The sequence below is a fragment of the Frigoribacterium sp. AC759 genome (assembly GCF_979256015.1).
Map to the genome: position 1 here is coordinate 72,368 of NZ_CEEDMT010000009.1, position 20,720 is coordinate 93,087.

Annotated in this window: 17 protein-coding genes; 7 read left to right on the forward strand and 10 right to left on the reverse strand. The window is 74.2% G+C overall.

Annotated elements, in window-relative coordinates:
- Positions 1–25 precede the first annotated feature (25 nt).
- A complete protein-coding gene (locus ACZ6JE_RS09000; protein ID WP_464318742.1) occupies positions 26–1,420 on the forward strand; it encodes a globin domain-containing protein in 1,395 nt (464 codons plus the stop codon).
- Positions 1,421–1,538: 118 nt separating this feature from the next.
- Here ACZ6JE_RS09000 and ACZ6JE_RS09005 read toward each other — a convergent pair whose 3' ends face one another.
- The 4 genes from ACZ6JE_RS09005 to ACZ6JE_RS09020 all read right to left on the reverse strand — a co-directional run bounded on the left by ACZ6JE_RS09005 (position 1,539) and on the right by ACZ6JE_RS09020 (position 8,901).
- On the reverse strand, positions 1,539–2,768 hold the full coding sequence (locus tag ACZ6JE_RS09005) for a LacI family DNA-binding transcriptional regulator (RefSeq protein ID WP_464318743.1): 1,230 nt from the start codon (positions 2,766–2,768) through the stop codon (positions 1,539–1,541).
- Between the two features lie 118 nt (positions 2,769–2,886).
- Positions 2,887–3,633 carry a LysM peptidoglycan-binding domain-containing protein gene (locus ACZ6JE_RS09010; protein WP_192061611.1) on the reverse strand — a complete coding sequence of 249 codons (747 nt, stop codon included), beginning with the start codon at positions 3,631–3,633 and terminating at the stop codon, positions 2,887–2,889.
- A 316-nt stretch (positions 3,634–3,949) separates the two neighbouring features.
- On the reverse strand, positions 3,950–6,157 hold the full coding sequence (locus ACZ6JE_RS09015) for an acyltransferase family protein (protein ID WP_464318744.1): 2,208 nt from the start codon (positions 6,155–6,157) through the stop codon (positions 3,950–3,952).
- Between the two features lie 95 nt (positions 6,158–6,252).
- The gene (locus tag ACZ6JE_RS09020) at positions 6,253–8,901 is read right to left on the reverse strand and encodes a S8 family peptidase (RefSeq protein ID WP_464318745.1); all 2,649 of its coding nucleotides are present in this window, start codon (positions 8,899–8,901) and stop codon (positions 6,253–6,255) included.
- A 175-nt stretch (positions 8,902–9,076) separates the two neighbouring features.
- On the opposite strand from ACZ6JE_RS09020, the gene acs reads away from it, so the two are divergent.
- Complete coding sequence (acs, locus tag ACZ6JE_RS09025; protein ID WP_464318746.1) at positions 9,077–11,134, forward strand: acetate--CoA ligase; 2,058 nt, start codon at positions 9,077–9,079, stop codon at positions 11,132–11,134.
- Positions 11,135–11,271: 137 nt separating this feature from the next.
- Here the strand turns inward: acs and ACZ6JE_RS09030 are convergent, their stop codons facing one another.
- Entirely contained in the window at positions 11,272–12,567 is a 1,296-nt protein-coding gene (locus ACZ6JE_RS09030; protein WP_464318747.1) for a sensor histidine kinase, read from the reverse strand.
- Positions 12,564–13,217 carry a response regulator transcription factor gene (locus ACZ6JE_RS09035; protein WP_192061616.1) on the reverse strand — a complete coding sequence of 218 codons (654 nt, stop codon included), beginning with the start codon at positions 13,215–13,217 and terminating at the stop codon, positions 12,564–12,566. Before ACZ6JE_RS09035 ends, ACZ6JE_RS09030 begins: the two co-directional genes overlap by 4 nt.
- Positions 13,218–13,417: 200 nt before the next feature.
- Here ACZ6JE_RS09035 and ACZ6JE_RS09040 point away from each other — a divergent pair, with 200 nt between their 5' ends.
- The 5 genes from ACZ6JE_RS09040 (at position 13,418) to ACZ6JE_RS09060 (ending at position 18,043) form a co-directional block, all read left to right on the forward strand.
- On the forward strand, positions 13,418–13,987 hold the full coding sequence (locus ACZ6JE_RS09040) for a hypothetical protein (RefSeq protein WP_243215974.1): 570 nt from the start codon (positions 13,418–13,420) through the stop codon (positions 13,985–13,987).
- Entirely contained in the window at positions 13,984–15,084 is a 1,101-nt protein-coding gene (locus ACZ6JE_RS09045) for a peptidoglycan-binding protein (RefSeq protein WP_464318748.1), read from the forward strand. The genes ACZ6JE_RS09040 and ACZ6JE_RS09045 overlap by 4 nt, the downstream gene beginning before the upstream one ends.
- Positions 15,081–15,830 carry an ABC transporter ATP-binding protein gene (locus tag ACZ6JE_RS09050; protein WP_464318749.1) on the forward strand — a complete coding sequence of 250 codons (750 nt, stop codon included), beginning with the start codon at positions 15,081–15,083 and terminating at the stop codon, positions 15,828–15,830. The genes ACZ6JE_RS09045 and ACZ6JE_RS09050 overlap by 4 nt, the downstream gene beginning before the upstream one ends.
- The gene (locus tag ACZ6JE_RS09055) at positions 15,827–17,026 is read left to right on the forward strand and encodes an ABC transporter permease (RefSeq protein WP_464318750.1); all 1,200 of its coding nucleotides are present in this window, start codon (positions 15,827–15,829) and stop codon (positions 17,024–17,026) included. Before ACZ6JE_RS09050 ends, ACZ6JE_RS09055 begins: the two co-directional genes overlap by 4 nt.
- 219 nt (positions 17,027–17,245) lie before the next feature.
- Positions 17,246–18,043 (forward strand): isocitrate lyase/PEP mutase family protein, encoded by a 798-nt coding sequence (locus tag ACZ6JE_RS09060; protein WP_320478078.1) that lies wholly within the window; start codon positions 17,246–17,248, stop codon positions 18,041–18,043.
- Positions 18,044–18,187: 144 nt separating this feature from the next.
- Here the strand turns inward: ACZ6JE_RS09060 and ACZ6JE_RS09065 are convergent, their stop codons facing one another.
- The 4 genes from ACZ6JE_RS09065 to ACZ6JE_RS09080 all read right to left on the reverse strand — a co-directional run bounded on the left by ACZ6JE_RS09065 (position 18,188) and on the right by ACZ6JE_RS09080 (position 20,666).
- On the reverse strand, positions 18,188–19,345 hold the full coding sequence (locus tag ACZ6JE_RS09065; protein ID WP_192061620.1) for a YihY/virulence factor BrkB family protein: 1,158 nt from the start codon (positions 19,343–19,345) through the stop codon (positions 18,188–18,190).
- Between the two features lie 125 nt (positions 19,346–19,470).
- The gene (locus ACZ6JE_RS09070) at positions 19,471–19,860 is read right to left on the reverse strand and encodes a DUF3618 domain-containing protein (protein WP_243215268.1); all 390 of its coding nucleotides are present in this window, start codon (positions 19,858–19,860) and stop codon (positions 19,471–19,473) included.
- A complete protein-coding gene (locus ACZ6JE_RS09075) occupies positions 19,841–20,269 on the reverse strand; it encodes a phage holin family protein (RefSeq protein WP_464318751.1) in 429 nt (142 codons plus the stop codon). Before ACZ6JE_RS09075 ends, ACZ6JE_RS09070 begins: the two co-directional genes overlap by 20 nt.
- Complete coding sequence (locus tag ACZ6JE_RS09080; protein WP_192061623.1) at positions 20,262–20,666, reverse strand: YtxH domain-containing protein; 405 nt, start codon at positions 20,664–20,666, stop codon at positions 20,262–20,264. The genes ACZ6JE_RS09075 and ACZ6JE_RS09080 overlap by 8 nt, the downstream gene beginning before the upstream one ends.
- Positions 20,667–20,720: the final 54 nt, after the last annotated feature.

Here is a 20,720-nt window from a genome sequence, read left to right on the forward strand (position 1 = left end):
ATCCCGCCGCCGAGGGAGGATGCCCATGGTCACCGCATCGCAGCTCGCCGCCCTCGCCCGCACCCTGCCCTCGGTCGAAGCCTCCGCCGACGCGATCGCGGCCGACTTCTACGATCGGCTGTTCGCGGCCCGACCCGATCTGCTGCGCGACCGCTTCAACCGCGGCGAGCACGCCCAGGGCCGCCAGGCCCGCGAGCTCGCCCGCACGATCGTGGCCCTCGCCGAGGCGATCATCGACGCCGCTCCGGGCAGCGGGACGAGCAGCAGCGCCCGCGCCGCCGAGACCCTGCACCCGACGGCACGGCAGGCCGGCGCCCCCACGTTGGCCGGGTCGACGGCGGCGGAGATCACCTCGCGACTCGCTCAGCGCCATGCCGCGCTCGGCATCCGCCCGGGCGACTACGCCGTGTTCGAGACGTCTCTGCGGGAGGCGATGCGCACCTCCCTGGCTTCGGACTACGACGCCGACGCCGACGAGGCGTGGACGGCGCTCTACCGCCAGGTCACCGACGAGGTCGCGGCGGCCGTGACCGATCTCTACGCGAAGGCCGACCTCGAACCCGACGAGGAGTGGCGCGAGGCTCTCGTCACCGAGCACCGCATCGAGGCGGAGGACGTCGTGGCGCTGACCCTGGTCTCGGCGGACAGCGAGGCGCTGCCGCGGTACCGCGCAGGCCAGTTCGCGTCGGTCCAGGTCGAGCTGCCCGACGGCGCCCACCAGATCAGGCAGTACAGCCTGCGCGGCGGACACGACGAGCAGTGGCGGATCAGCGCGCGCGTCCTCGACGGCGGCGGATTCGTGCCCGACGGCGAGGTGTCGCAGCATCTGCGCGACGCGATCGCGGTGGGCAGCATCGTGCGGGTGTCGCCGCCGATCGGCTCGCTCACCATCGACGAGCTGGACGACGCGCCCCTGCTCTTCGTCTCGGCCGGCATCGGGTGCACGCCCGTGCTCGGCATGCTCGACCACCTCTCGCGCACCGAGCCGGCGCGCCGCGTCACGGTGCTGCACTTCGAGCGGACACCCGAACGTCACGCCCACCGCGCGGAGCTCGAGGCGCTCGTGGCCGGCATGCCGAACGCGTCGCTGCGCGTCAGCTACACGCAGGGGAGCCTGAGTGCGCTGGGGGCCGGGGCCGGCGGCGGGGGTGCCGGGGCCGGGTCGACCGGCGGCGGGCCGGTCGCGTTCGCCGGCGAGTCGATCGACGGCCCGGGCGCCTACCTCGACCCCATCGACCTCGGCACGGTCGCCCTGACGCCGCAGCACCGGGTGTTCCTCTGCGGGCCCGTGCCCTTCATGGCCATCGCCCGCGCCGCCCTGATCGAGCACGGCGTCGAGGCGGAACGGGTGCACTACTTCGTCTTCGGCCCCGACGACGGCAGCGTGACGGGCATCGACACCGGGCAGCGCGGGCGGTAGCCGGTCCGAGGAGGCGCGGGGGCCGGGCCGAGGAGGCGCGGGCCGGGTTCACGAGGCAGGGGCCGGGAGGTCGAGGGCCGGGCCGAGGAGGTGGGGGCTGCGGAGGCGCGGGCCGGCCTCAGGAGGTGCGAGCCGGACCCAGGAGGGGCGGGCAGCTCTCGCGGAGCAGGACCTCCACGGGCAGGGTGACGCGCTGCGGCGGCATCCCTGGGTCGGTCAGGCGCCGGACGATCGAGCGGACGGCGACGCGCCCCAGCTCGCCCATCGGCTGCCGCACCGTCGTGAGACGCGGAGTCGAGAAGCGACCGGCCTCGATGCCGTCGAAGCCCGTCACCCGCACTTGCCCGGGCACATCGACACCGGCCCGATCGAAGACGTCGAGCACCCCGAGCGCCGTCTGGTCGTTGGCGCACACGACGGCGTCGGGCAGGGCAGGCCCGGCGACTGCGGGCCCGGCACCGGCACCGGCACCGGCACCGGCACCGGCACCGGCACCGTCAGAGCCCGACCCGAGGGCGAGCAGCGCCTCCGCGACCCGGCGCCCGCCGCCGCGGCTGAAGTCGCCGCGCTCGACGCGCACCCGCAGATCGACCCCGCCCGCGGCCCGGCGTCCGGCGACGGCCTCGTCGAACCCGCGGTGCCGGTCGGCCTCGTCGGGCGAGTCGGAGGGGCCGGTCACGTAGACGACGTCGGCGACCCCGCGCCCGTCGAGCACGAAGGAGGTGAGGGCGCGCATGCCCGCGACGTTGTCGACGCTGACGTGATCGAGCTCGTCGCCCGGCCGCGAGTCGGCGAGAACGACCACGGGGATCCGCCGCGACACGTGCGCGAGCAGATCGGCCGGCACGGTCTGCGCCAGCACGGCGAGCCCGTCGACCCGCCCGGCGATGTCGTTGACGATCACCTCGCGACTCGACCCGCGACCGGCCGCGACCATCAGGGCGAATCCGCGCCGCCACGACTCGACCTCGGCACCGCGCAGCACCTCGTCGAAGTAGAGGTTGGCCGGGTTCGACCAGTGACCGCCGGTCGCCACCGGCCCGGCGACCCGCGCCTCCCTGTCGTCCAGGAGGGGGATGCGGCTCGAATCGGTCAGCACCGCCCAGTCGGGTTCGGGCTCGTCGATGGCGTCGTGCCCGGGGAGGAACAGCCCGAGCACGCCGTGCCGCCGCCCGGCCAGCCCGCGGGCCGCACCACTCGGCACGTACCCGAGCGCGCGCACGGAGTCGAGCACCCGGGTGCGGGTCTCGGGGCGGACGTCGTCGGGTCGGCGGAGCACCCGCGACACCGTCGCGATCGAGACGGCGGCGTGCGCGGCCACGTCGTAGACGGTGGGGGCCTTCGTCACGGAGTCCTTCTTCAGCTGGCGGTCCGCACCATCCTAGGCATGCGACGAGGAGGCGCGGGTCGACCCGTGCCTCCTCGTCACGCCCTCGAGGGCGTCGGTCGCCTGCTCGGCGCGGCGCCTACTTCTCGGCGGGCAGCTGCAGCACCTGACCGACCGTGATGACGTTCGGGTCGGTGACGGTGTCGAGGTTCGCACCGGCCAGGGTGATCCAGCCGCCCTCGATGTCGAGGTCGGTGGCGATGAGGTCGAGGCTGTCGCCGGCCTCGACCGTGTAGGTCTCGCCGCTCGTCGGGACGGCGGCGATCTCGGGCACGACCGGCGCGGCGGGTGCCGCGGGCGCTGCCGCCTCGGCCGGGGCCGTCGTGGTCGACCCGGTGCTCGGCGCGGCGGCCTGGGGAGCCGGTGCGGCGGCGGGCGCGGGTGCCGGTGCCGGCGCTGCGGCGGGCGCGGGTGCCGCACCGCTGGTGCCGCTCAGTCCCAGCTGCGACGAGCACGAGGGCCAGGCGCCCCAGCCCTGCGACGCGAGGACGCGCTCGGCGACGGCGATCTGCTCGCTCTTGCTGGCGTTCGCGGCCGAGCCGGTGCCGCCGTTCGCTGCCCAGGTGCTGGGGCTGAACTGTAGCCCGCCCGAGTAGCCGTTGCCGGTGTCGATCGACCAGTTGCCGCCGCTCTCGCACTGCGCGAGGGCGTCCCAGGTGGCGACGTCGGCCGCGCTCGCAGGTGCTGCGGCGAGCCCGATGCCGGCGCCGGCGAGGGCGACGACCGCGGCCGTGCCCAGCAGACCGCGGGTCTTGCCCCGGCCGGTCTTGGTGCGGGCGGACCCGGCGTCGTGGGCGGAGGTGGTGGCGCGTGTGATTCGTGACATGTGTACGTGTGCTCCGTCGAGGTCACCCCGGCACGGCGCTGGCGCGCTCGAACCGCTGCCCGCCTCTCACCAGATAGGTCGGATGGCGGCGACCGCAGCCCGGGCAGCGGGGTGACGTGCGGTGCCGTCGTGACGCCCGCACGACGGCGGGATGTCTCGAGCCCCTGAGCGGGACAGCGGCCCACCGTAGTCACGAGGCCCGGGAGGGCCAAGCCCGACCGAGCGGTCCACCGGAGGCGCGGGTCGGGTTCTCCACAGGCCGATCGCGATGGCCATCGGCGACGACCCCTGAACGTCCGTGTTCGCTGGGAATCGGTCACGGCGCCTCGCCGAAGCCCGTCACCCCGGCGGCCGCGAGACTCTCGCCGAGCGCCGGAGCCATGTCGACGGCGAACGGCCCCGAGTAGTGCACGTAGTCGATCTTGACGACCGAGTCGCCCACGAAGGCCGGGCAGACGTTCTCGAGGCAGGTGAAGTCGCGGGCGTCGATCCACGGCTGATCGCGGGCGGCGACGACCTCGCCGATCGCGGCGGCCCGCTCGAGCCAGGGCCCGCCGACCCGGGTGATGCAGTCGACGGGCGACCCGCCGGGCCGGTAGCACTCGCGGACGCTCGCACCGGGCGGCGGGGGCGACAGATGGACCACCTGGCCGACGTGCGGCTCGATCCGGTCGAGGTACCGGGCGAGCCCGTCGGCGAGCTCGGCCACCGTGGCGTCACGCCCCGCGTCGGCCAGGGGCATGGGCTCGTAGGTGTTCTGCACCACGACCACGTCGGGCTTCGTCGCCTCGACGGCCTCGAGCGTCGCGGCCCGGTAGTCGGCGCAGTCCGCGGTGTCGTCGGTGTCCCAGGCGAGGTCGACGAACGAGCAGGCGAACCCGACCCGCCCGACGACCCGCAGGTCGCTGTCGGGCGCCTCGGCGAGCGCGACGAACGAGTCGAGCTGGTGCGCCGCCGTCGAGTCGCCGACCAGCATCACCGTCGTGCTCGCGTCGGCGGGCCCGAACGTGCAGCGCTCGACGGGGGCGAGTCTCGTGATGTCGCCGCAGGGCAGATTCGCGCCCCCGGGCACGACCCCGTCGACGGGCGGGTCGAGCTCGGGCCAGATGGTCGTGGCGAGGGCCGCGGCCACCTGCTCGCGGAAGGCCGTGCCGGCCGGGCCCACGGCCGGGGTGCCACCGGCCTCGTCGACGCCACCCGCGCCTCCTGCAGGTCCGTCGCCCTCGCCCGCGCCGCCCGCGGCACCCGTGCCCGAGGAGCCCGGCGCCCCCGAGGCGCCGGTCGCACCTGCCGCGATCACCGGCGGCGCGGGCAGCGGCCGGACGTTGTCGGCCGCGAGGGCCACGACCGCGGCGGCGACGACGGCGAGCGCCCCGACCGCGGCCACTCGCTGCTCGCGGCCCCGACCGGGCGTGCGGGGGCGGTCGCCCCGACGCGGCCGGTCGCGGAGGCTCCACGACGCGGTCATGGCCGGCTTCTCGACGAGGTGGTGGCAGACGACGGCGAGCGAGGACGCCGCGATGTAGACGGCCGCCGTCGACTCGGGCGCGATCGACCGGATGACGACGAGTGCCGGGAAGTGCCAGAGGTAGAGCGAGTAGCTGATGTCGCCGATGTAGCCGGCGACCCGGTTCGTCAGCACGACCGGCGATCGCGCGCCCGGCACCGAACCGCCGGCGAGGACGGCCAGGGTCGCCACCACGGGCACGACGGCCCACGGGCCGGGGAACCCCCAGGCCTCGTCGATCATCGCCATCGAGGCGACGATGACCAGCAGCCCCAGCCACGACAGGACGGTGCCCACCGCAGGAGGCGCGGCTCGCCAGACCCCGATCGTCACGGCCAGCAGCGCCCCCGCGCCCAGCTCCCATGCGCGGGTGAGCGTCGAGTAGTAGGCGAGCACCGGGGCGTCCGCCGTCTGGACGACCGCCCAGACGAAGGAGGCGGCGCACACCACCACGAGGACGGCCGCGAGCACCCCGCGCAGTCGCCGGGCCGAGATCGCGGCGACGAGCAGCACGACGAGGGGCCAGACGAGGTAGAACTGCTCTTCGACCGACAGCGACCAGAAGTGCCGGAAGGGCGAGATCGGCCCGTCGGCGGCGAAGTAGTCGGTGCCCTGCGCCGCCTCGTGCCAGTTGGCCAGGAAGACCGCCGACCAGCCGGCGTCGACGGCCGACGAGATCAGACGGTTCGTCGACAGCAGACCCGCCACCGCCGCGAGGGTGACGACGAGCACGGCGAGCGCCGACGGCATCAACCGCTTGACCCGGCGGAGGTAGAAGCCGCGCATCGAGATGCGCCCCGTGCGGCTGTGCTCTCGGACCAGCAGACCGGTGATGAGGAACCCGGACAGCACGAAGAAGACGTCGACCCCGACGAAGCCGCCCCGGGGCCAGCCCGACACGTGCTCGACGACGACGGCCAGCACGGCCACCGCCCGGAGGCCCTGGATGTCGAGACGTCTGCCGCGGGGTTCTCGGCGGACGGCGCGACCCGCGGGCGCGCTGCCTTCTTGCGACATGGATCCTCCCGGGGTCGTCGACTCCCGGGAATGCTACATGCTTTTATGCCTCATGCCTGTGTGATCCATGATCAGGCCGCTGTTGTCCACAGGCCCTAGGCGCGGCCGCCCCTGGGGAGGGGAGATCGACCTCCGTCATCCACAGGCGAGGACGAGGACGAGCCCGAGCGGCGGCGACGGACGCCCCCGCCCACGACGAGCACGACACCGGCGATCACGAGAGCGGCTGCGGCCCAGAGACCCTGCGCAGGCTCCGACCCCGTGTAGGCGAGCTGCGCGGGCCCGCCGGCCGCGACCGCTACGGGCACCGTGCCCGCCGGGTCGGCCGCGTCGGCCGCGTCGGCCGCGTCGGCCGCGTCGGCCGCGTCGGCCGCGTCGGCCGTGCCCGCCGGGTCGGCCGGGTCGGCCGGCGACACGGGCACCGGCGAGTCGGGCGCACCCGGCCCACCAGGCACGGCGGGCGCACCCGGCACCTCGGCCGCAGCCGCCCTCACGCTGAAGGCCACGGGCTCGCCCTGCCCGGAGACGCTCCCGCTGAGGAGCACCTGCACCAGCCCCAGCGCGACGTGGTCGCCCTCGGGGACGCCGGTGAACTCGACGCGCCAGGCTCCCGTGGAGTCGGCGGTGACGGCCGTGGCGGTCACCGCGGAACCGGTGTCGAACGGCTCGGGAGGCGCGGGGTCGCCGCCGGCCTCGGCACGATCGGCCGCGGCGGCCAGGGCCGCGGCCGCAGCGGCGGACGCCTCCGCCCCCGCGACGCCGCCGGGCGGGACCAGGGCGACGGCGACGGCGGCACCCGGTGCCGCGAGACCCGTCACCACGACGCGGGAGCCGACGACGACCTGGCCCGCGGAGGGCGAGTCGATGCGCGGACCGGCCAGAGGGGCGCCGATCTCGACGTCCACCCGGTCGCTGCTGCCCGAGCTCCCGGTCAGCACGATCGTGCCCGGCCCCACCGGGGTGCCCGGGTCGAGTCGGCCGATCGATCCGAGGCGGCCGTCGGCGTCGGCGTCGAAGGCGGTGAGGTACGCGGCCGGGCGGCCGACCCCGCCGACCTCGAGCGTCGGGGTCACCGTCTCGCCGGGCGCGAACCCGGCCCCGAGCAGCCGGAACGGCACACCGGCCTGCACCCGGCCGTCCGCGACGGCAGCGGTCGGGCCGAGGTCGAGGTCGTCGGTCACCGCCGCGAAGGCGTCGACCAGGCCGGCGCCGTAGAGCGCGGTGTCGCCGAGGTCGGTCGCCTGCGAGATCAGCAGCGCCCGCAGTTCTGCGGGCCCCGCGTCGGGGTGGACCGATGCCAGCAGCGCGGCCACGCCGGCCACGTGCGGCGACGCCATCGACGTGCCGCTGTACACGTCGAAGCCGCCCCCGAAGACGGTGCTGACGATACCCGAACCCGGGGCGGCGATGTCGATCTCGCCCTCGCCGTAGTTCGAGAACGACGACTTCGCGACGCTGCCGTCGGGCTGCTGCGCGACCGAGGCCACGGTGACGACGCCGTCGACGCCGGCGGGCAGGTCGACGCAGCCCTGCGAGACGTCGCGGTCCTCGATGATCCGCGGCCCCGACACGTAGGCGCCCGCGGCGTCGTAGACGCCGTCGTCGGGGCTCGTCGACTCGGTGGTCTTGTTCGCGAGGTCGTAGTCCTCGTTGCCGGCGGCGGCGATGTTCAGCACGCCCTGCTGCTGCGACCAGGCGACGGCCTTCTCGACGGCGTCGAGCGCCGGCTGCTGCTCGGGCTGCCCCTCGCACCAGAACGCCCAGGGGTCGACGTAGTAGCTGCTGTTCGTGACGTCCATACCCTCGGCGGCGGCCCACATGAAGCCGCAGAGCGCGTACTCGGGGTAGATGAAGCCGTCGTGGTTCACCACCTTGACGCTCGCCAGCGTGACGCCCGGCGCGACGCCGGTGATGCCGTCGCCGTCGGCGTCCGCGCCGATCGTGCCGGCGACGTGCGTGCCGTGCGATTCGCTGTCGTCGACGGGCACCCAGGCCGCCTGGTCGCCGTCGGGGATGCCATTGACCGAGCAGCCGACCGATGCCGCGGGGTCGACCTGCGACGCGAGGTCGGGGTGGTCGACGGCGATGCCGCTGTCGAGCACGCCGACCAGCACGTCGGCGTCGCCGGGTTCGATCGAGCGGGCCTCGGGGGCTCCGATCGCGTCCATGTCCCACTGCTGCGAGTCGAGCGGCGCCGCGGTGACGGCGGCCTCGGCGCGGGGCCGGTCGATGGACAGCGTGCCACCCTCCCAGTCGGCCGCGACGGCGCCCTCGGTGACGGCCGCCTGGCGCGTGGGCCCGGCCGACCGCACCACCGAGGAGGCGCGGATCGCGTCGAGGAACCCGGTGGCGGTCGACTGCGCGGTCACCACCCCGATCTCGGGGTAGCTCATCAGCACGATTCCGCCGGCTGCCACGACGGCCGCCCGAGCCCCGGTCGTCGCGGCCTCGGTGGGGGCGACGTTGACGACGTAGTTCATGAGCTCGCCGGGGGCGAGCGCCTCCGGGGCGAGCGCCTCCGCAGCAGGCGCCTCCGCAGCAGCCTCCGCAGCAGGCGCCTCCGCGGCCGGCGCCGATGCGTCCGCGGCGGGGGCCGTGTCGACGGCGGGCGCCGGCTCGACGACCGGAGCAGGCGCCGGTGCCGGCTCCGCGGCGGACGCCGCCACCGGGGCGAGCACGAGCGCGCCGGCGAGCGCGAGGGCGGTGCCGAGGCGAACGCGCCCACGACCGGTCGGGTTGGTCACGTCTGCTCCTGTCGTCGCGCCAGGAGTCGTCGCGATCCGGCGCGGGCGCCGACCGACGTCCGGAACGGAGTCCTGCTCAGAGTAAGGCGCGACGCGAGATTCCGCACGACCCGCCGTGTTACGCCGGGTTGCCCGCCGCCCGATGCCGCGCCGGGGCGACTCGTAGCATCGACGGATGGCGACGACCGACACCATCTCGAATCTGCTCGACGAGCGACGGACGTTCCCCGCGCCTCCCGGGCTCGCCGCGACCGCGAACGTCACGGCCGCCGAGCACGCCCGCGCGGCAGCGGACCCGGTCGCCTTCTGGGAGGAGCAGGCGCACCGCCTCGACTGGGAGACCCCGTGGCGCACGGCGCACACCTGGTCGCCGGTCGCCGAGGGCCCCGACGGCGAGCTGACCGTGCCCGAGGCCACCTGGTTCGCGGGCGGCCGTCTGAACGTCGCGGTCAACTGCGTCGACCGGCACGTCGCCGCCGGTCGGGGCGACAAGGTCGCGCTGCACGTCGAGGGCGAGCCGGGCGACCGCCGCGACATCACCTACGCGCAGCTGCAGCGCGAGGTCGTCAAGGCGGCCAACGGACTGCGATCGCTCGGTGTGACGAAGGGCGACCGCGTGGTCGTCTACCTGCCGGTGATCGCCGAGACGATCGTCGTCACCCTCGCCATCGCGCGGATCGGCGCGATCCACTCGCTCGTCTTCGGCGGGTTCTCGGGCGAGGCCCTGAAGTTCCGGGTCGAAGACACCGGCGCGAAGCTGCTCGTCACCACCGACGGCCAGTTCCGCCGAGGAGGCGCGGTGCCGGTCAAGGCGAACGCCGACCACGCGGTCAGCGGCGACAACGGGATCGAGCACGTGCTCGTCGTCCGCCGCACGGGCGATCGGACCCCCGACCTGCCCTGGACGGACGGACGCGACCTCTGGTGGCACGACGTCGTCGACCCTCAGCCCGACACCGACTCCCCCGAGCACTTCGACGCCGAGACGCCGCTGTTCATCATGTACACCAGCGGGACGACGGGTCGACCGAAGGGGCTCGTGCACACGAGCGGCGGCTACCTCACGGCCGCGAGCTACACGCACTGGGCCGTCTTCGACGCGAAGCCCGACGACGTCCACTGGTGCACGGCCGACCTCGCGTGGGTCACCGCGCACACCTACGAGATCTACGGGCCGCTCTCGAACGGCCTCACGCAGGTGATCTACGAGGGCACTCCCGACACCCCGCACCCCGCCCGGCATCTCGAGATCATCGAGCGGTACGGCGTGACGACGTACTACACGGCGCCGACCCTCGTGCGGACGCTGTCGTCGTGGTTCCCCGACGGACTCCCCGACACGTACGACATCTCGTCGCTGCGCCTCCTCGGCACGGTCGGCGAGGCCATCAACCCCGAGGCGTGGGTGTGGTTCCACGAGCAGTTCGGACGCGGCGAGTGCCCCATCGTCGACACCTGGTGGCAGTCCGAGACGGGTGCGAGCGTCATGGCTCCCCTGCCCGGGGTCGACACGCTCAAGCCCGGCTCGTCGCTGCGGGCGCTGCCGGGCGTCTCGACGGCCGTCGTCGACGACGCCGGAGCGCGCGTGCCGAACGGCGCCGGCGGCTACCTCGTCGTGCAGCGGACCCCGCCGTCGCTGGCCCGCACCGTCTGGGGCGACCCCGAGCGGTACCGCGACTCGTACTGGGCGAAGTACTGGCGGCAGGGCTGGTTCTTCTCGGGCGACGGCGCGAAGTACGACGCCGACGGCGACATCTGGGTGCTGGGCCGCGTCGACGACGTGATCAACGTGTCGGGTCACCGGCTGTCGACGATCGAGATCGAGTCGTCGCTGGTGGCGCACCCGCTGGTGGCCGAGGCCGCGGTCGTGGGGGTCGCCGACGAGCGCACCGGGCAGGCGATCGCCGCGTTCGTGGTGCCGGCGGCGAGGCCTGCAGGAGGCGCGGTGCCCGACGCCGGGTCCGCTTCCGAACCGCAGGTCTGGGCTCCGCTCGCGGGGTCGCTGTCGAGCGCGCTGCGAGCGCACGTGGCCGACCAGATCGGCCCCATCGCCAAACCCGCCACCGTGCTCGTCGTGCCCGACCTGCCGAAGACCCGCTCGGGCAAGATCATGCGCCGGCTGCTCGGCGACATCGTCGACGGTCGCCCCCTCGGCGACACGACGAGCCTGCAGGACGACACGGTGCCCGGCCGGGTGGCGGCGATCCTCGCCGAGGCGACCCACGCCTCCTGACGCCCGCTCAGACCCCAGGGAGACCCCGGGAACTCGCTCAGACCCCGGTTCGCGCACCGGGGTCTGAGCGGATTCCTGGGGTGTCGATCGAGGTGACTCGAACTGGGCCCGGCAGGCACCTCAGGGCACCGTTCGGGTCACCTCGTTGCGCCGACCGCGACCCGCAGACCACCGCCCTCGCGCGGCGCGACCTCGACCGTCCACCCGTGGGCGCGGGCGATCGAGGCGACGATCGCGAGACCGAGGCCGCTATGCCGGGCGGGCACCGCTCCTCCGGAGCCTGCAGCCACGGTGGTCGACGCCAGAGCGACGCGCGTGAACGGCCGCGTCAGCGTGGCGGCGACCTCCGGGTCGACGACCGGCCCCGAGTTCTCGACGACGACGACCGCGTCAACGGAGTCGTCCGAGCCGACCGCGTCGACCGAGCCGCTCACGCGCACCCACCCGCCGGGCTCGTTGTACTCGACGGCGTTGGCCACGAGGTTGCGGACCAGCTGCCCCACGAGCACCGCATCGCCCTCGACGGCGCGGAACGAGCCGCGGTCGACGACCACGTGCACCGAGGAGGCGCGGGCCGCGTCGGCGACGCCCGTCACCACCTCGTCGACGACGTCCCCGACGGCGACCCGTTCGAGAGCCCCGGCGGCCAGCCCGCGGTCGGCCGTCGCGAGGGCGAGCAGACTCTCGACGAGGTGCTCGCTGCGGCGGTTGACCTCGAGCAGCTGATCGCGGATCGCGGCGACCTGGTCGGGCGTGGGGTCGTCGAGGCCGATCTGCAGCGCGGCGCGCTGCACGGCCAACGGCGTCCGCAGCTCGTGCGACGCGTAGGCGACGAAGCGGCGCTGGGCCTCGAACGAGGCCTCGAGCCGGTCGAGCAGCCCGTCGATGGTCGACGCGACCCGCGAGAGCTCGTCGCTCGGGCCGGTCAGACCGATGCGCTCGTGCAGGGTGCTCGCCGTGATGCGCTGGGTCGCGGCGACGATGTCGTCGATCGGGCGGAGCAGGCGGCGGCTCACGAACCACCCGGCCCCGGCCGCGATCACGGAGGCCGCCGCGACGCCGACGGTCGACCAGATCAGCTGCTGCCGTGCCACGATCGTCCCGACGACGCGAGCCGCGGTCAGGGTGTCATCGCCCGGCTCCGCGCTGCCGACGGGACGCTCGACGGCGATCGGCGAGCCCGGCGACGACGGCGACCCCGGTGACGACGGGACGCCCTCGAGGCTGAGGGCGACGCCCTGCGACGTCGCGACGCCGACGCCGAGCAGCACGAGCGCGGCGAGGACGGCGAAGACGACCCCGAACGTGGTCGCCGTGCGGAGGCCGATGCTCCGCCGCCTCCGGTTCAACGACCCGAGACCGTCGGCCGCCGGAGTCGTCGGGGCCGTCGGGGGCGTCTGAGTCGTCGGGGCCGCCGGGGGTGCCGGTCTCACAGCCGGTAGCCGCGACCGGGGACGGTGCGGATCGGATCGGGCTCGCCGAGCTTGCGGCGCAGCTTGCTGACGGTGACGCGCACGGCGTTCGTGAAGGGGTCGATGTTGGCGTCCCAGACCTTCTCGAGCAGCTCCTCCGCGCTGACGATGCGCCCGTCGGCCTGCAGCAGGACCTCGAGCACCATGAGCTCCTTCGTGGACAACCCCAGGTCGAGCCCCCTGCGGGTCGCGAGGTGGCGGTTGGTGTCGAGCTCGAGGTCGCCCGATCGGAGCACCGGCGGCGTCGCCGCCCCCGACCGGCGTCCGAGCGCTCGCACCCGCGCCACGAGCTCGGGGTACTCGAACGGCTTCGCCAGGTAGTCGTCCGCTCCGAGCTCGAGCCCGCCGACGCGATCGTGCAGGTCGCCGGCCGCCGTGAGCATGAGGATGCGCGTCGCGTCGCCCCGCTCGGCGACCTGTCGTGCCACCACGTCGCCGTGGAGGCCCGGCAGGTCGCGGTCGAGCACGACCACGTCGTAGTCGTTGACCGCGAGCATCTCGTCGGCCTCGTCTCCGCGATAGGACACGTCGACGGCCATCGCCTGCCGCGACAGCCCCGCGGCGACCAGGTCGGCCAGCGCCACCTCGTCGTCCACCACCAGGACTCGCATCGATCCCCTCCCGTCGTCCTCCGCCGCCGCCACCGTCCAGGCGACGAGAATTATTCACATCATATTACGGACATCGCGTTTCGCCGACGTAACCGTCGAGGCCACGGCCCCGAGACGCCGCCCTCGGTGAGATGGTCACCGATCTCCGCACGACGACCCGGTACGGAGCCGCCCACCATCACGCCAGAGAAAGGCACCCCATGACCTCCACCTCCCCCGCATCCGCGCCGTTCCGTGACCGCCGGTCCGCGCGTCGACGCACGTCCGCCCTCGGCACGCTCTCGGTCTGCGCCGTGCTGCTGCCGGCCCTGCTGGCCGGGTGCAGCACGGACGACGACGCCACCTCCGCCGCCACGTCGGCGGGCGGCGGCACGAGCGCGTCGGCCCAGCTCGGACAGTGCCTCCGCGACGCCGGGTACGACGTCGACGATCCCGACCTCGACGAGGGCATGGTCGTGGCCGTCCCGAACGGGGCGGACGCCGACGAGTACGCGGCCGCGTTCGCCGAGTGCCGTGAGGGCCTGCCCGAGTCCGCGGGCGGCGGGGAGGCCGCCGAGGAGCCCTCCGCGGCCGAACTGGCCGAGTGGCAGGAGTCCCAGCTGAAGGTCGCCGAGTGCGTCCGCCAGGAGGGCTTCGAGGACTTCCCCGACCCGGTCGACGGCGCGTTCCCGCAGACGAGCTGGAGCACCACCAGCAGCACCCCCGAGCAGGACGCCTTCTTCGCCTGCAGCGAGCGGTTCGGCCCCTCCGCCGAGGGGTCGGGCGAGTGAGCCCCGCCCGCCAGCCCGACCGCCCCCCTGGCCACCGCCCGGCGCACCGCCGGGCCCTCGTCGGCGTCGTCGCGGGCGCGCTCTGCGTCGCGGCTCTGACCGGCTGCTCGCTCATCGAGGGCGGGGCCGGCGGCAGCGCTCCGTCTGCCTCGGCCGTCGGCGCTCAGCGCCCCACCGCCCCCGTCGTGCTCGGCGACCTCGTCGACGGCAAGCGGATCCCCGCGGCCCTCGGCTACGGCACCCCGGTGCCGCTGACGTCCGCCGGGACGGGCGTCGTCACCGGGCTCCCGGCCTTCGGCGAGGAGATCGGCCGCGACGGCGTCCTCTACTCGGTGGACGAGAGCCCGGTGCGGGCGATGCACGGGGACGTGCCGCTCTGGCGCCCCCTCGTGCAGGGGCTGCGCGGGGCCGACGTCACCCAGCTGAAAGAGAACCTGCGCGCACTCGGCTACGAGGTCTCGGACGGCGAGTGGTTCGACTCCTCGACGCGCGACGCCGTCACGCGCTGGCAGACGGACCGGGGGCGGACGCGCACCGGCGGCCTCGATGCGTCCGACATCGCCTTCGTCCCCGGCGACATCCGGGTCGCCGACCCGATCGGGCGGGTCGGCGACGAGGCGGGCTCGGCCGTCTACGGCTACACCCCGACCGCACTCGTGGTGACGGCCTCCGTCTCGCCTCCCGACCTCGCCCGGTTCCCCGGCGGCGGGCCCGTGGAGGTCCGCCTGCCCGACGGCACCACGGTGCCCGGCTCGGTCCAGGCCGTGGGCGAACCCTCAGGAGGCGCGGGTGACGACCCGGCGCCGGGTGGCGACGACGAGGTGGTCGTCACCGTCGGGCTCGACGGCGATCCGCCCGAGGGGACGTCGACGTCGACCGCGGTCGACCTGGTGGTGGACGGCGAGCGCCGCGAGGGCGTGCTGAGCGTCCCCGTGACGGCCCTCCTCGCCGGAGACGACGGTTACGTCGTCGAGGTCGTGCGGTCGGGCGGCGAGACCGAGCGCGTCCCCGTGACGACCGGTCTCTTCGCCCAGGGGCGGGCCGAGGTCTCGGGCGACGGGCTCGCCGAGGGCGACGAGGTCGTGGTGCCGTCGTGAGCGGGGTCGAGACCGTGGGCGGTCTCGTCGGGACGACCCGCGCCTCCTCGGAGGCGACGACGACCCCGACGGCCGCCGAGGCCGTGCTCGAGCTGCGCGGCGTGACGAAGGTCTACGGCGGGCTGGCCGCCCTCGGGGGCGTCGACCTGAGTGTGACCCGGGGCGAGTTCCTGGCGGTCGTCGGGCCGAGCGGCTCGGGCAAGTCGACCATGCTGAACGTCATGGGCACGCTCGACCGCCCGACGACCGGATCGGTCCGGGTGGCCGGTCACGAGGTCGGAGGGCTCGGAGACGACGCCCTGTCGAGACTCCGCGCCGAGCACATCGGCTTCGTCTTCCAGCACTTCCACCTCGCCTCGGGTGCGACGGCCACCGAGAACGTGGCCGACGGGCTGCTCTACGCCGGCGTCCCCCGCCGCGAGCGCATCGACCGGGCCCGCGGCGCCCTCGACCGCGTCGGCCTGGGTCACCGCGTCGATCACCGCCCGCATCAGCTCTCCGGCGGCGAGAAGCAGCGCGTGGCGATCGCCCGGGCCATCGTCGGCGAACCCGCGCTGCTGCTCGCCGACGAACCCACGGGCGCCCTCGACTCGGTGTCGGGCGCAGCCGTCCTGCGTCTGCTCGACGACCTGAACGCCGGTGGGACGACCGTCGTGGTCATCACGCACGACCTGTCGCTGGCGGCCACCCTGCCCCGCCGGGTGCGCATGCGCGACGGTCTGATCGAGGGCGAGGTGCTCCGGTGAGCAGGCGTCGACCCGGTCGGCTGTCGACGCGCGACCTGGTCGGACTCGGCGTCTTCGGGCTGCGGACCCGACCCGCGCGCGTCGTGCTGTCGGCGCTCGGCATCGCGATCGGCATCGCGGCGATGATCGCCGTCGTCGGGATCTCCTCGTCGAGCCAGGCGGCTCTCGCCCGGGTGCTCGACGGCCTCGGCACGAACCTGCTGCAGGTCACCCCCGGTCGGGACGCCCTCGGCACGGACGTCCCTCTGCCCGAGGCCTCGCGGGACATGCTCGACCGCCGCCCGGACGTCGAGCAGGCGGCCGGTGTCGGCCGGGTGCCCGGTCAGCGGGTCTACCGCAGCGATCGGATCCCCGCGGCGGCCTCGGGCGGCATAACCCTCGACGTGGCCCTCGGCGACCTCGAGGGGGTGCTGCGCAGCGAGATGTCGTCGGGCACCTGGTTCGGCGACGCCTCCGACGATCTGCCCCAGGTCGTGCTGGGGTCGACGGCCGCCGCCACGCTCGGTCTCGACCGGCTGCATCCGGGCAGCCGCGTCTGGATCGACGGCCGCTGGGTGGCGGTGGTCGGCGTGCTCGCGCCGCTGCCCCTCGCCCCGGACCTCGACAGCTCTGCCCTCGTGCCCGAGTCGACGGCCGCCGACGAGTTCGGCTGGGACGGCCGCCCCACCCGGCTGTTCGCCCGCGCCGATCCCGAGCGGGTCGCGGCCGTACGGGACGTCCTCGCCCGCACGGTCAACCCCGCCGAGCCGACGGCGGTCACCGTGAGCCGGCCGTCCGAGGCGCTCGCCGCCCAGCAGGCGTCCGAGGCGTCGTTCACCGGGCTGCTGCTCGGCATCGGCGGGGTGGCGCTGCTCGTCGGCGGCATCGGAGTGGCCAACACCATGGTCATCACGGTGCTCGAGCGCCGGGCGGAGGTCGGGGTGCGGCGAGCGCTCGGCGCACGCCGTCGGCACATCCGCGACCAGTTCCTCGTCGAGTCGCTGCTGCTCTCGCTGCTCGGCGGCGCCGTCGGCGTCGCGCTCGGGGCCGCGGTGACGGCCGTGTTCGCGCTCAGCCAGGGCTGGCCCGTCGTGGTGCCGGCGTGGGCGGCGCTCGGCGGGCTGGTCGCGACGGTCGTCATCGGCGGCGTCAGCGGGCTCTACCCCGCGTCGCGGGCGGCGCGCATCCCGCCCACGTCGGCGCTCGCGGCGGCCTGACCCCCGCCCGCGGCCTCATCGAGGTGACCCGGATCGCGCCCCGCAGGCGTGACAGGGCCCCGTTCGCGTCACCTCGATGGCCGTGGGTCGCCGAGACCCCAGGAACCCGCTCCGACCCCAGCGCGCGCACGGGGGCCTGAGCGGACTCCTGGGGTCGGGGCGAGGGCGGCAGCGCGCGCGGGGCTGGTGTCGCACAGCGCGGGCTGGTTGGCTGGGGGCATGTCCATCTCCTCCACGGCCGAGAAGGCCGAACTGCTCCGCTCGCTGCACGTCCCCGGCGATCCGCTGATCGTGACGAACGTGTGGGACAGCATCACGGCCCGCATCGTCGCCGGCGCACCGGGCGTGCGCGCCCTGGCCACCGCCTCCCACTCCATCAGCGAGGCGCACGGCGTCGAGGACGGCGAGGGCCTCGACGTCGACGAGATGCTGGCCGCGGCACGCATCATCATCCGGTCCGTCGACCTGCCCGTGTCCGTCGACTTCGAGAAGGCCTACGCCTCGGACGCCGCCGGCACGCTCGACAACGTCTTCCGCCTCATCGAGGAGGGCGCCGCCGGCCTCAACATCGAAGACAGCATCGGCCAGGCCAAGGCCCCGCTCTACGACATCGACACGCAGGTCTCGAAGGTCGCCGCCGCCCGCCAGGCCGGCGACCGCGCCGGGGTGCCCATCGTCATCAACGCCCGGGTCGACGCCCTGGCCGGCGACCCCGACAGCTTCGACGACGCCGTCACGCGCGCCAACGCGTACCTCGCCGCCGGCGCCGACTGCGCCTTCGTGCTCGGCCTCGGCACCGAAGACCTCGTCAAGGCCGCCCTCGACCGCATCGACGGCAAGATCAGCGTCATCTCGAACCCGTCGGCCGTGCCCCTGGCCCGTCTCGCCGAGCTCGGGGTCTCCCGCGTCAGCTTCGGCCCCACCACCATGGGTCTGACGCTGTCGCACCTGCGCGACGCCGCCGCCACGCTCACCGCCCGCGGCGAGTACCCGGCCGAGCTCGGCTTCTCCTTCTGAGCCGAGCCCCACGCGACACCCCGAAACCCGCGCCGCACCCCGAAGAATCGGGGTGTAGCGCGGGTTTCGGGGTGTAGCGGCCGGCGTGGCGCACGGCCGGCCCGGCACGCGGCCAGCCCGGCACGCGGGCGGCGTGGCGCGCGCTCAGTCGCGGCGCTTGCCCGAGTCGGGCTCGTCGGGCTCCGGGTGGTCGTCCGACGGGGCCGATCCGCCCTCGCCGTCGGCCTCGGGCCGCTCCTCGCCCTGACGCGCCATCTCGGCGGCCGCCGCCTGGCGCAGGCGCATGCCCTCGAGCTCGTCCTTGGCGAGGGCGGCGGCCTTCTTCTCGGTCTGCGCCGTGTCGCGCGGCGGCAGCAGGATCTCGCTCTCGGCCTTCATGCCGGCCTGCAGCTGACGTCCGCGCTCGAGCTCAGCGTCGAACTCTGCGCCGAAGAGCAGCGCGTTGTTGGTGATCCAGAGCCAGAGCAGGAACACGATCACGGCGCCGAGCGAGCCGTAGGTCGCGTTGTAGTTCGAGAAGTTCGCGACGTAGAAGCCGAAGCCGACCGACGCGATCAGCCAGATGACCAGGGCGACGAGCGACCCGATGCTCATCCACTTGAACTTCGGCTGCTTGATGTTCGGGGCCCAGTAGTAGAGCACGGCCACGATCACGATGGCGATCACCGCGAGCACGGGCCATTTGACGATGTTCCAGACGAAGACCGCCGTCGAGCCGAGTCCGACCAGGTCGCCGACCGTCTGGGCGACGGGCCCGCTGAGCACGAGGATCAGCCCGGCCGCGACGATCAGCACGACCGTGAACGCGGTGACGCCGAGCATCGTCGGGCGCAGCTTCCAGATCGGGCGACCCTCGTCGATGCCGTAGATGCGGTTCATGGCGCGCCCGAAGCCGCCGACGAACCCGGAGGCCGACCACAGCGCGCCGAGCACACCGACGATCAGGGCGACGCCGGCCGCAGGCGACCCGGTCAGCTGCTCGATCGGGCCCTCGAGCAGCTTCGCGACGTCGGGCGACCCCAGCTGCCGGATGATGTCGAGCACCGCGTCGGCCGTCGCCCCGGCCTGCCCGACGACCCCGAGCAGCGACACGATCGCCAGCAGGGCCGGGAAGATCGCGAGCACGGCGTAGTAGGTCAGACCCGCGGCGAGGTCGGTGCACTGGTCGCGGGTGAACTCGCGGAGCGTCTTGCCGAGCACGTACCCCCACGAGGGCTTCGACACGTCGGTCAGCTCCTGCGGTTTGCGCTCGTCGTCCGCCGACGGCGCCTGCTGCTCGCGCTCGGTGCTCTTCTGGGCCATGGGGTGTCCTGTCGTGGAGATGCGGGTGGTGAGCCCAGGAGGCGCGGTGCCGGTCGCGAGGACCGCCACCGCGCCGAGGCGGTCGCCGCCGGCCGGCCGCTGCCGGCCGGTCGGCGCCGAGACGGTCAGCGCCGGGCGACCTTGACGACGCCGGCGACGATGGCCGCCAGGCCGGCCGCACCTGCGGCGGCCGCCGCGACGACCGGCTTCGGGTCGTCGGAGTACCGCCGCTTGACGCTCGCCTTGAGGCGGCGGGCGTGCGCCGGCACGCTCAGCTTGTCTTCGATGGCGTCGAGCGTGGCCGCGAACTCCTCACGGGTGCGCGCGAGGTCGAGCTCGATCTCGGGGATGCTCGCGCCGGGGCGCGGTCCCTTCTCGTTCTCGGGGGCCGTCTCGTCGCGGGAGCCGCCGGACTTCTCGGCCCGCGCCTCCTCGGCCCTCGCCTCGGCGAGCTCGCGCTCGGGGTCGGGCTTCGGCTCGTTCTTCCCGGCCGGGTCAGTGCTGCGGGGAGTCATAGGTTCCCTGGCCCTTCAGAGCCGTGACGTCGGCCTTGACGCTGGCGACCGTCTTCTCGGGGGTCGGCGGCACGCCCTTCTTCAGCGCCTTGACGCCCAGCAGGGCGAGCACGGCGGTGACGATCAGCAGCACGGCGGCGACGATCAGGGCGGCCAACCACGGGGCCACGACGGTCGACAGCCCCAGCACGGCAGCGGTCAGCAGCACCGCGAGCAGGAAGAACCCGAAGAGCGCGGCGCCGACGAGCAGACCCGCACCGACCCCGACCTCTTTCAGCTTCGTCGAGAGCTCGGTCTTGGCGAGGGCGATCTCACCGTGGATGAGACGCGAGATCAGCTCGGGCAGGCTGCCGAGCAGCGAGCCGAGCGACTTCTTCGTGCTCTCCTGCGGGTTCTTGAGGTCAGTCACCGACGCTCACTCCCGGGAGCTTCGAGGTGCCGTTGTCGCGGTCGCCGGTGTCGGCGTCGCCCTTGTCGGCACCGGTGGCGGACGCGCCCTTCGATCCCACCTCGTCGGCCTTGGCCTTCGCCTGGTCGGCGACCTTGTCGGCCTTCTTCGTGGCGGACTTGACGGTCGACTGGGCGGCGGAGGCGGCGTCGTTCGCGACGTCCTTCAGCTTGGATCCGACGACGGGGGCGTTGTCCTTGACGAAGTCCTCAGCCTGGTGGACCGTCTTCTGCACCGAGGGGTTCTCCCACAGGTCGCCGGCGCGGTCCTTGATCTTGATGTAAGCGCCACGGCCCGCGCGGGCTCCGAGGACGTACCCGACAGCCGCTCCTGCGACGAAGAGGATCTTGCCTTTCATGAGTGCTCCTAGTTGCTCGTTGTCGTGCTCTGGACTCTCCACGCTGGCACAGCA

Coding starts and splice junctions, on each gene's coding strand:
- acs (WP_464318746.1), top strand. CDS start 9,077: ATGGCGACGACCGACACCATCTCGAATCTGCTCGACGAGCGACGGACG.
- ACZ6JE_RS09040 (WP_243215974.1), top strand. CDS start 13,418: ATGACCTCCACCTCCCCCGCATCCGCGCCGTTCCGTGACCGCCGGTCC.
- ACZ6JE_RS09035 (WP_192061616.1), bottom strand. CDS start 13,217: ATGCGAGTCCTGGTGGTGGACGACGAGGTGGCGCTGGCCGACCTGGTC.
- ACZ6JE_RS09010 (WP_192061611.1), bottom strand. CDS start 3,633: ATGTCACGAATCACACGCGCCACCACCTCCGCCCACGACGCCGGGTCC.
- ACZ6JE_RS09060 (WP_320478078.1), top strand. CDS start 17,246: ATGTCCATCTCCTCCACGGCCGAGAAGGCCGAACTGCTCCGCTCGCTG.
- ACZ6JE_RS09015 (WP_464318744.1), bottom strand. CDS start 6,157: ATGTCGCAAGAAGGCAGCGCGCCCGCGGGTCGCGCCGTCCGCCGAGAA.
- ACZ6JE_RS09065 (WP_192061620.1), bottom strand. CDS start 19,345: ATGGCCCAGAAGAGCACCGAGCGCGAGCAGCAGGCGCCGTCGGCGGAC.
- ACZ6JE_RS09080 (WP_192061623.1), bottom strand. CDS start 20,666: ATGAAAGGCAAGATCCTCTTCGTCGCAGGAGCGGCTGTCGGGTACGTC.
- ACZ6JE_RS09000 (WP_464318742.1), top strand. CDS start 26: ATGGTCACCGCATCGCAGCTCGCCGCCCTCGCCCGCACCCTGCCCTCG.
- ACZ6JE_RS09070 (WP_243215268.1), bottom strand. CDS start 19,860: ATGACTCCCCGCAGCACTGACCCGGCCGGGAAGAACGAGCCGAAGCCC.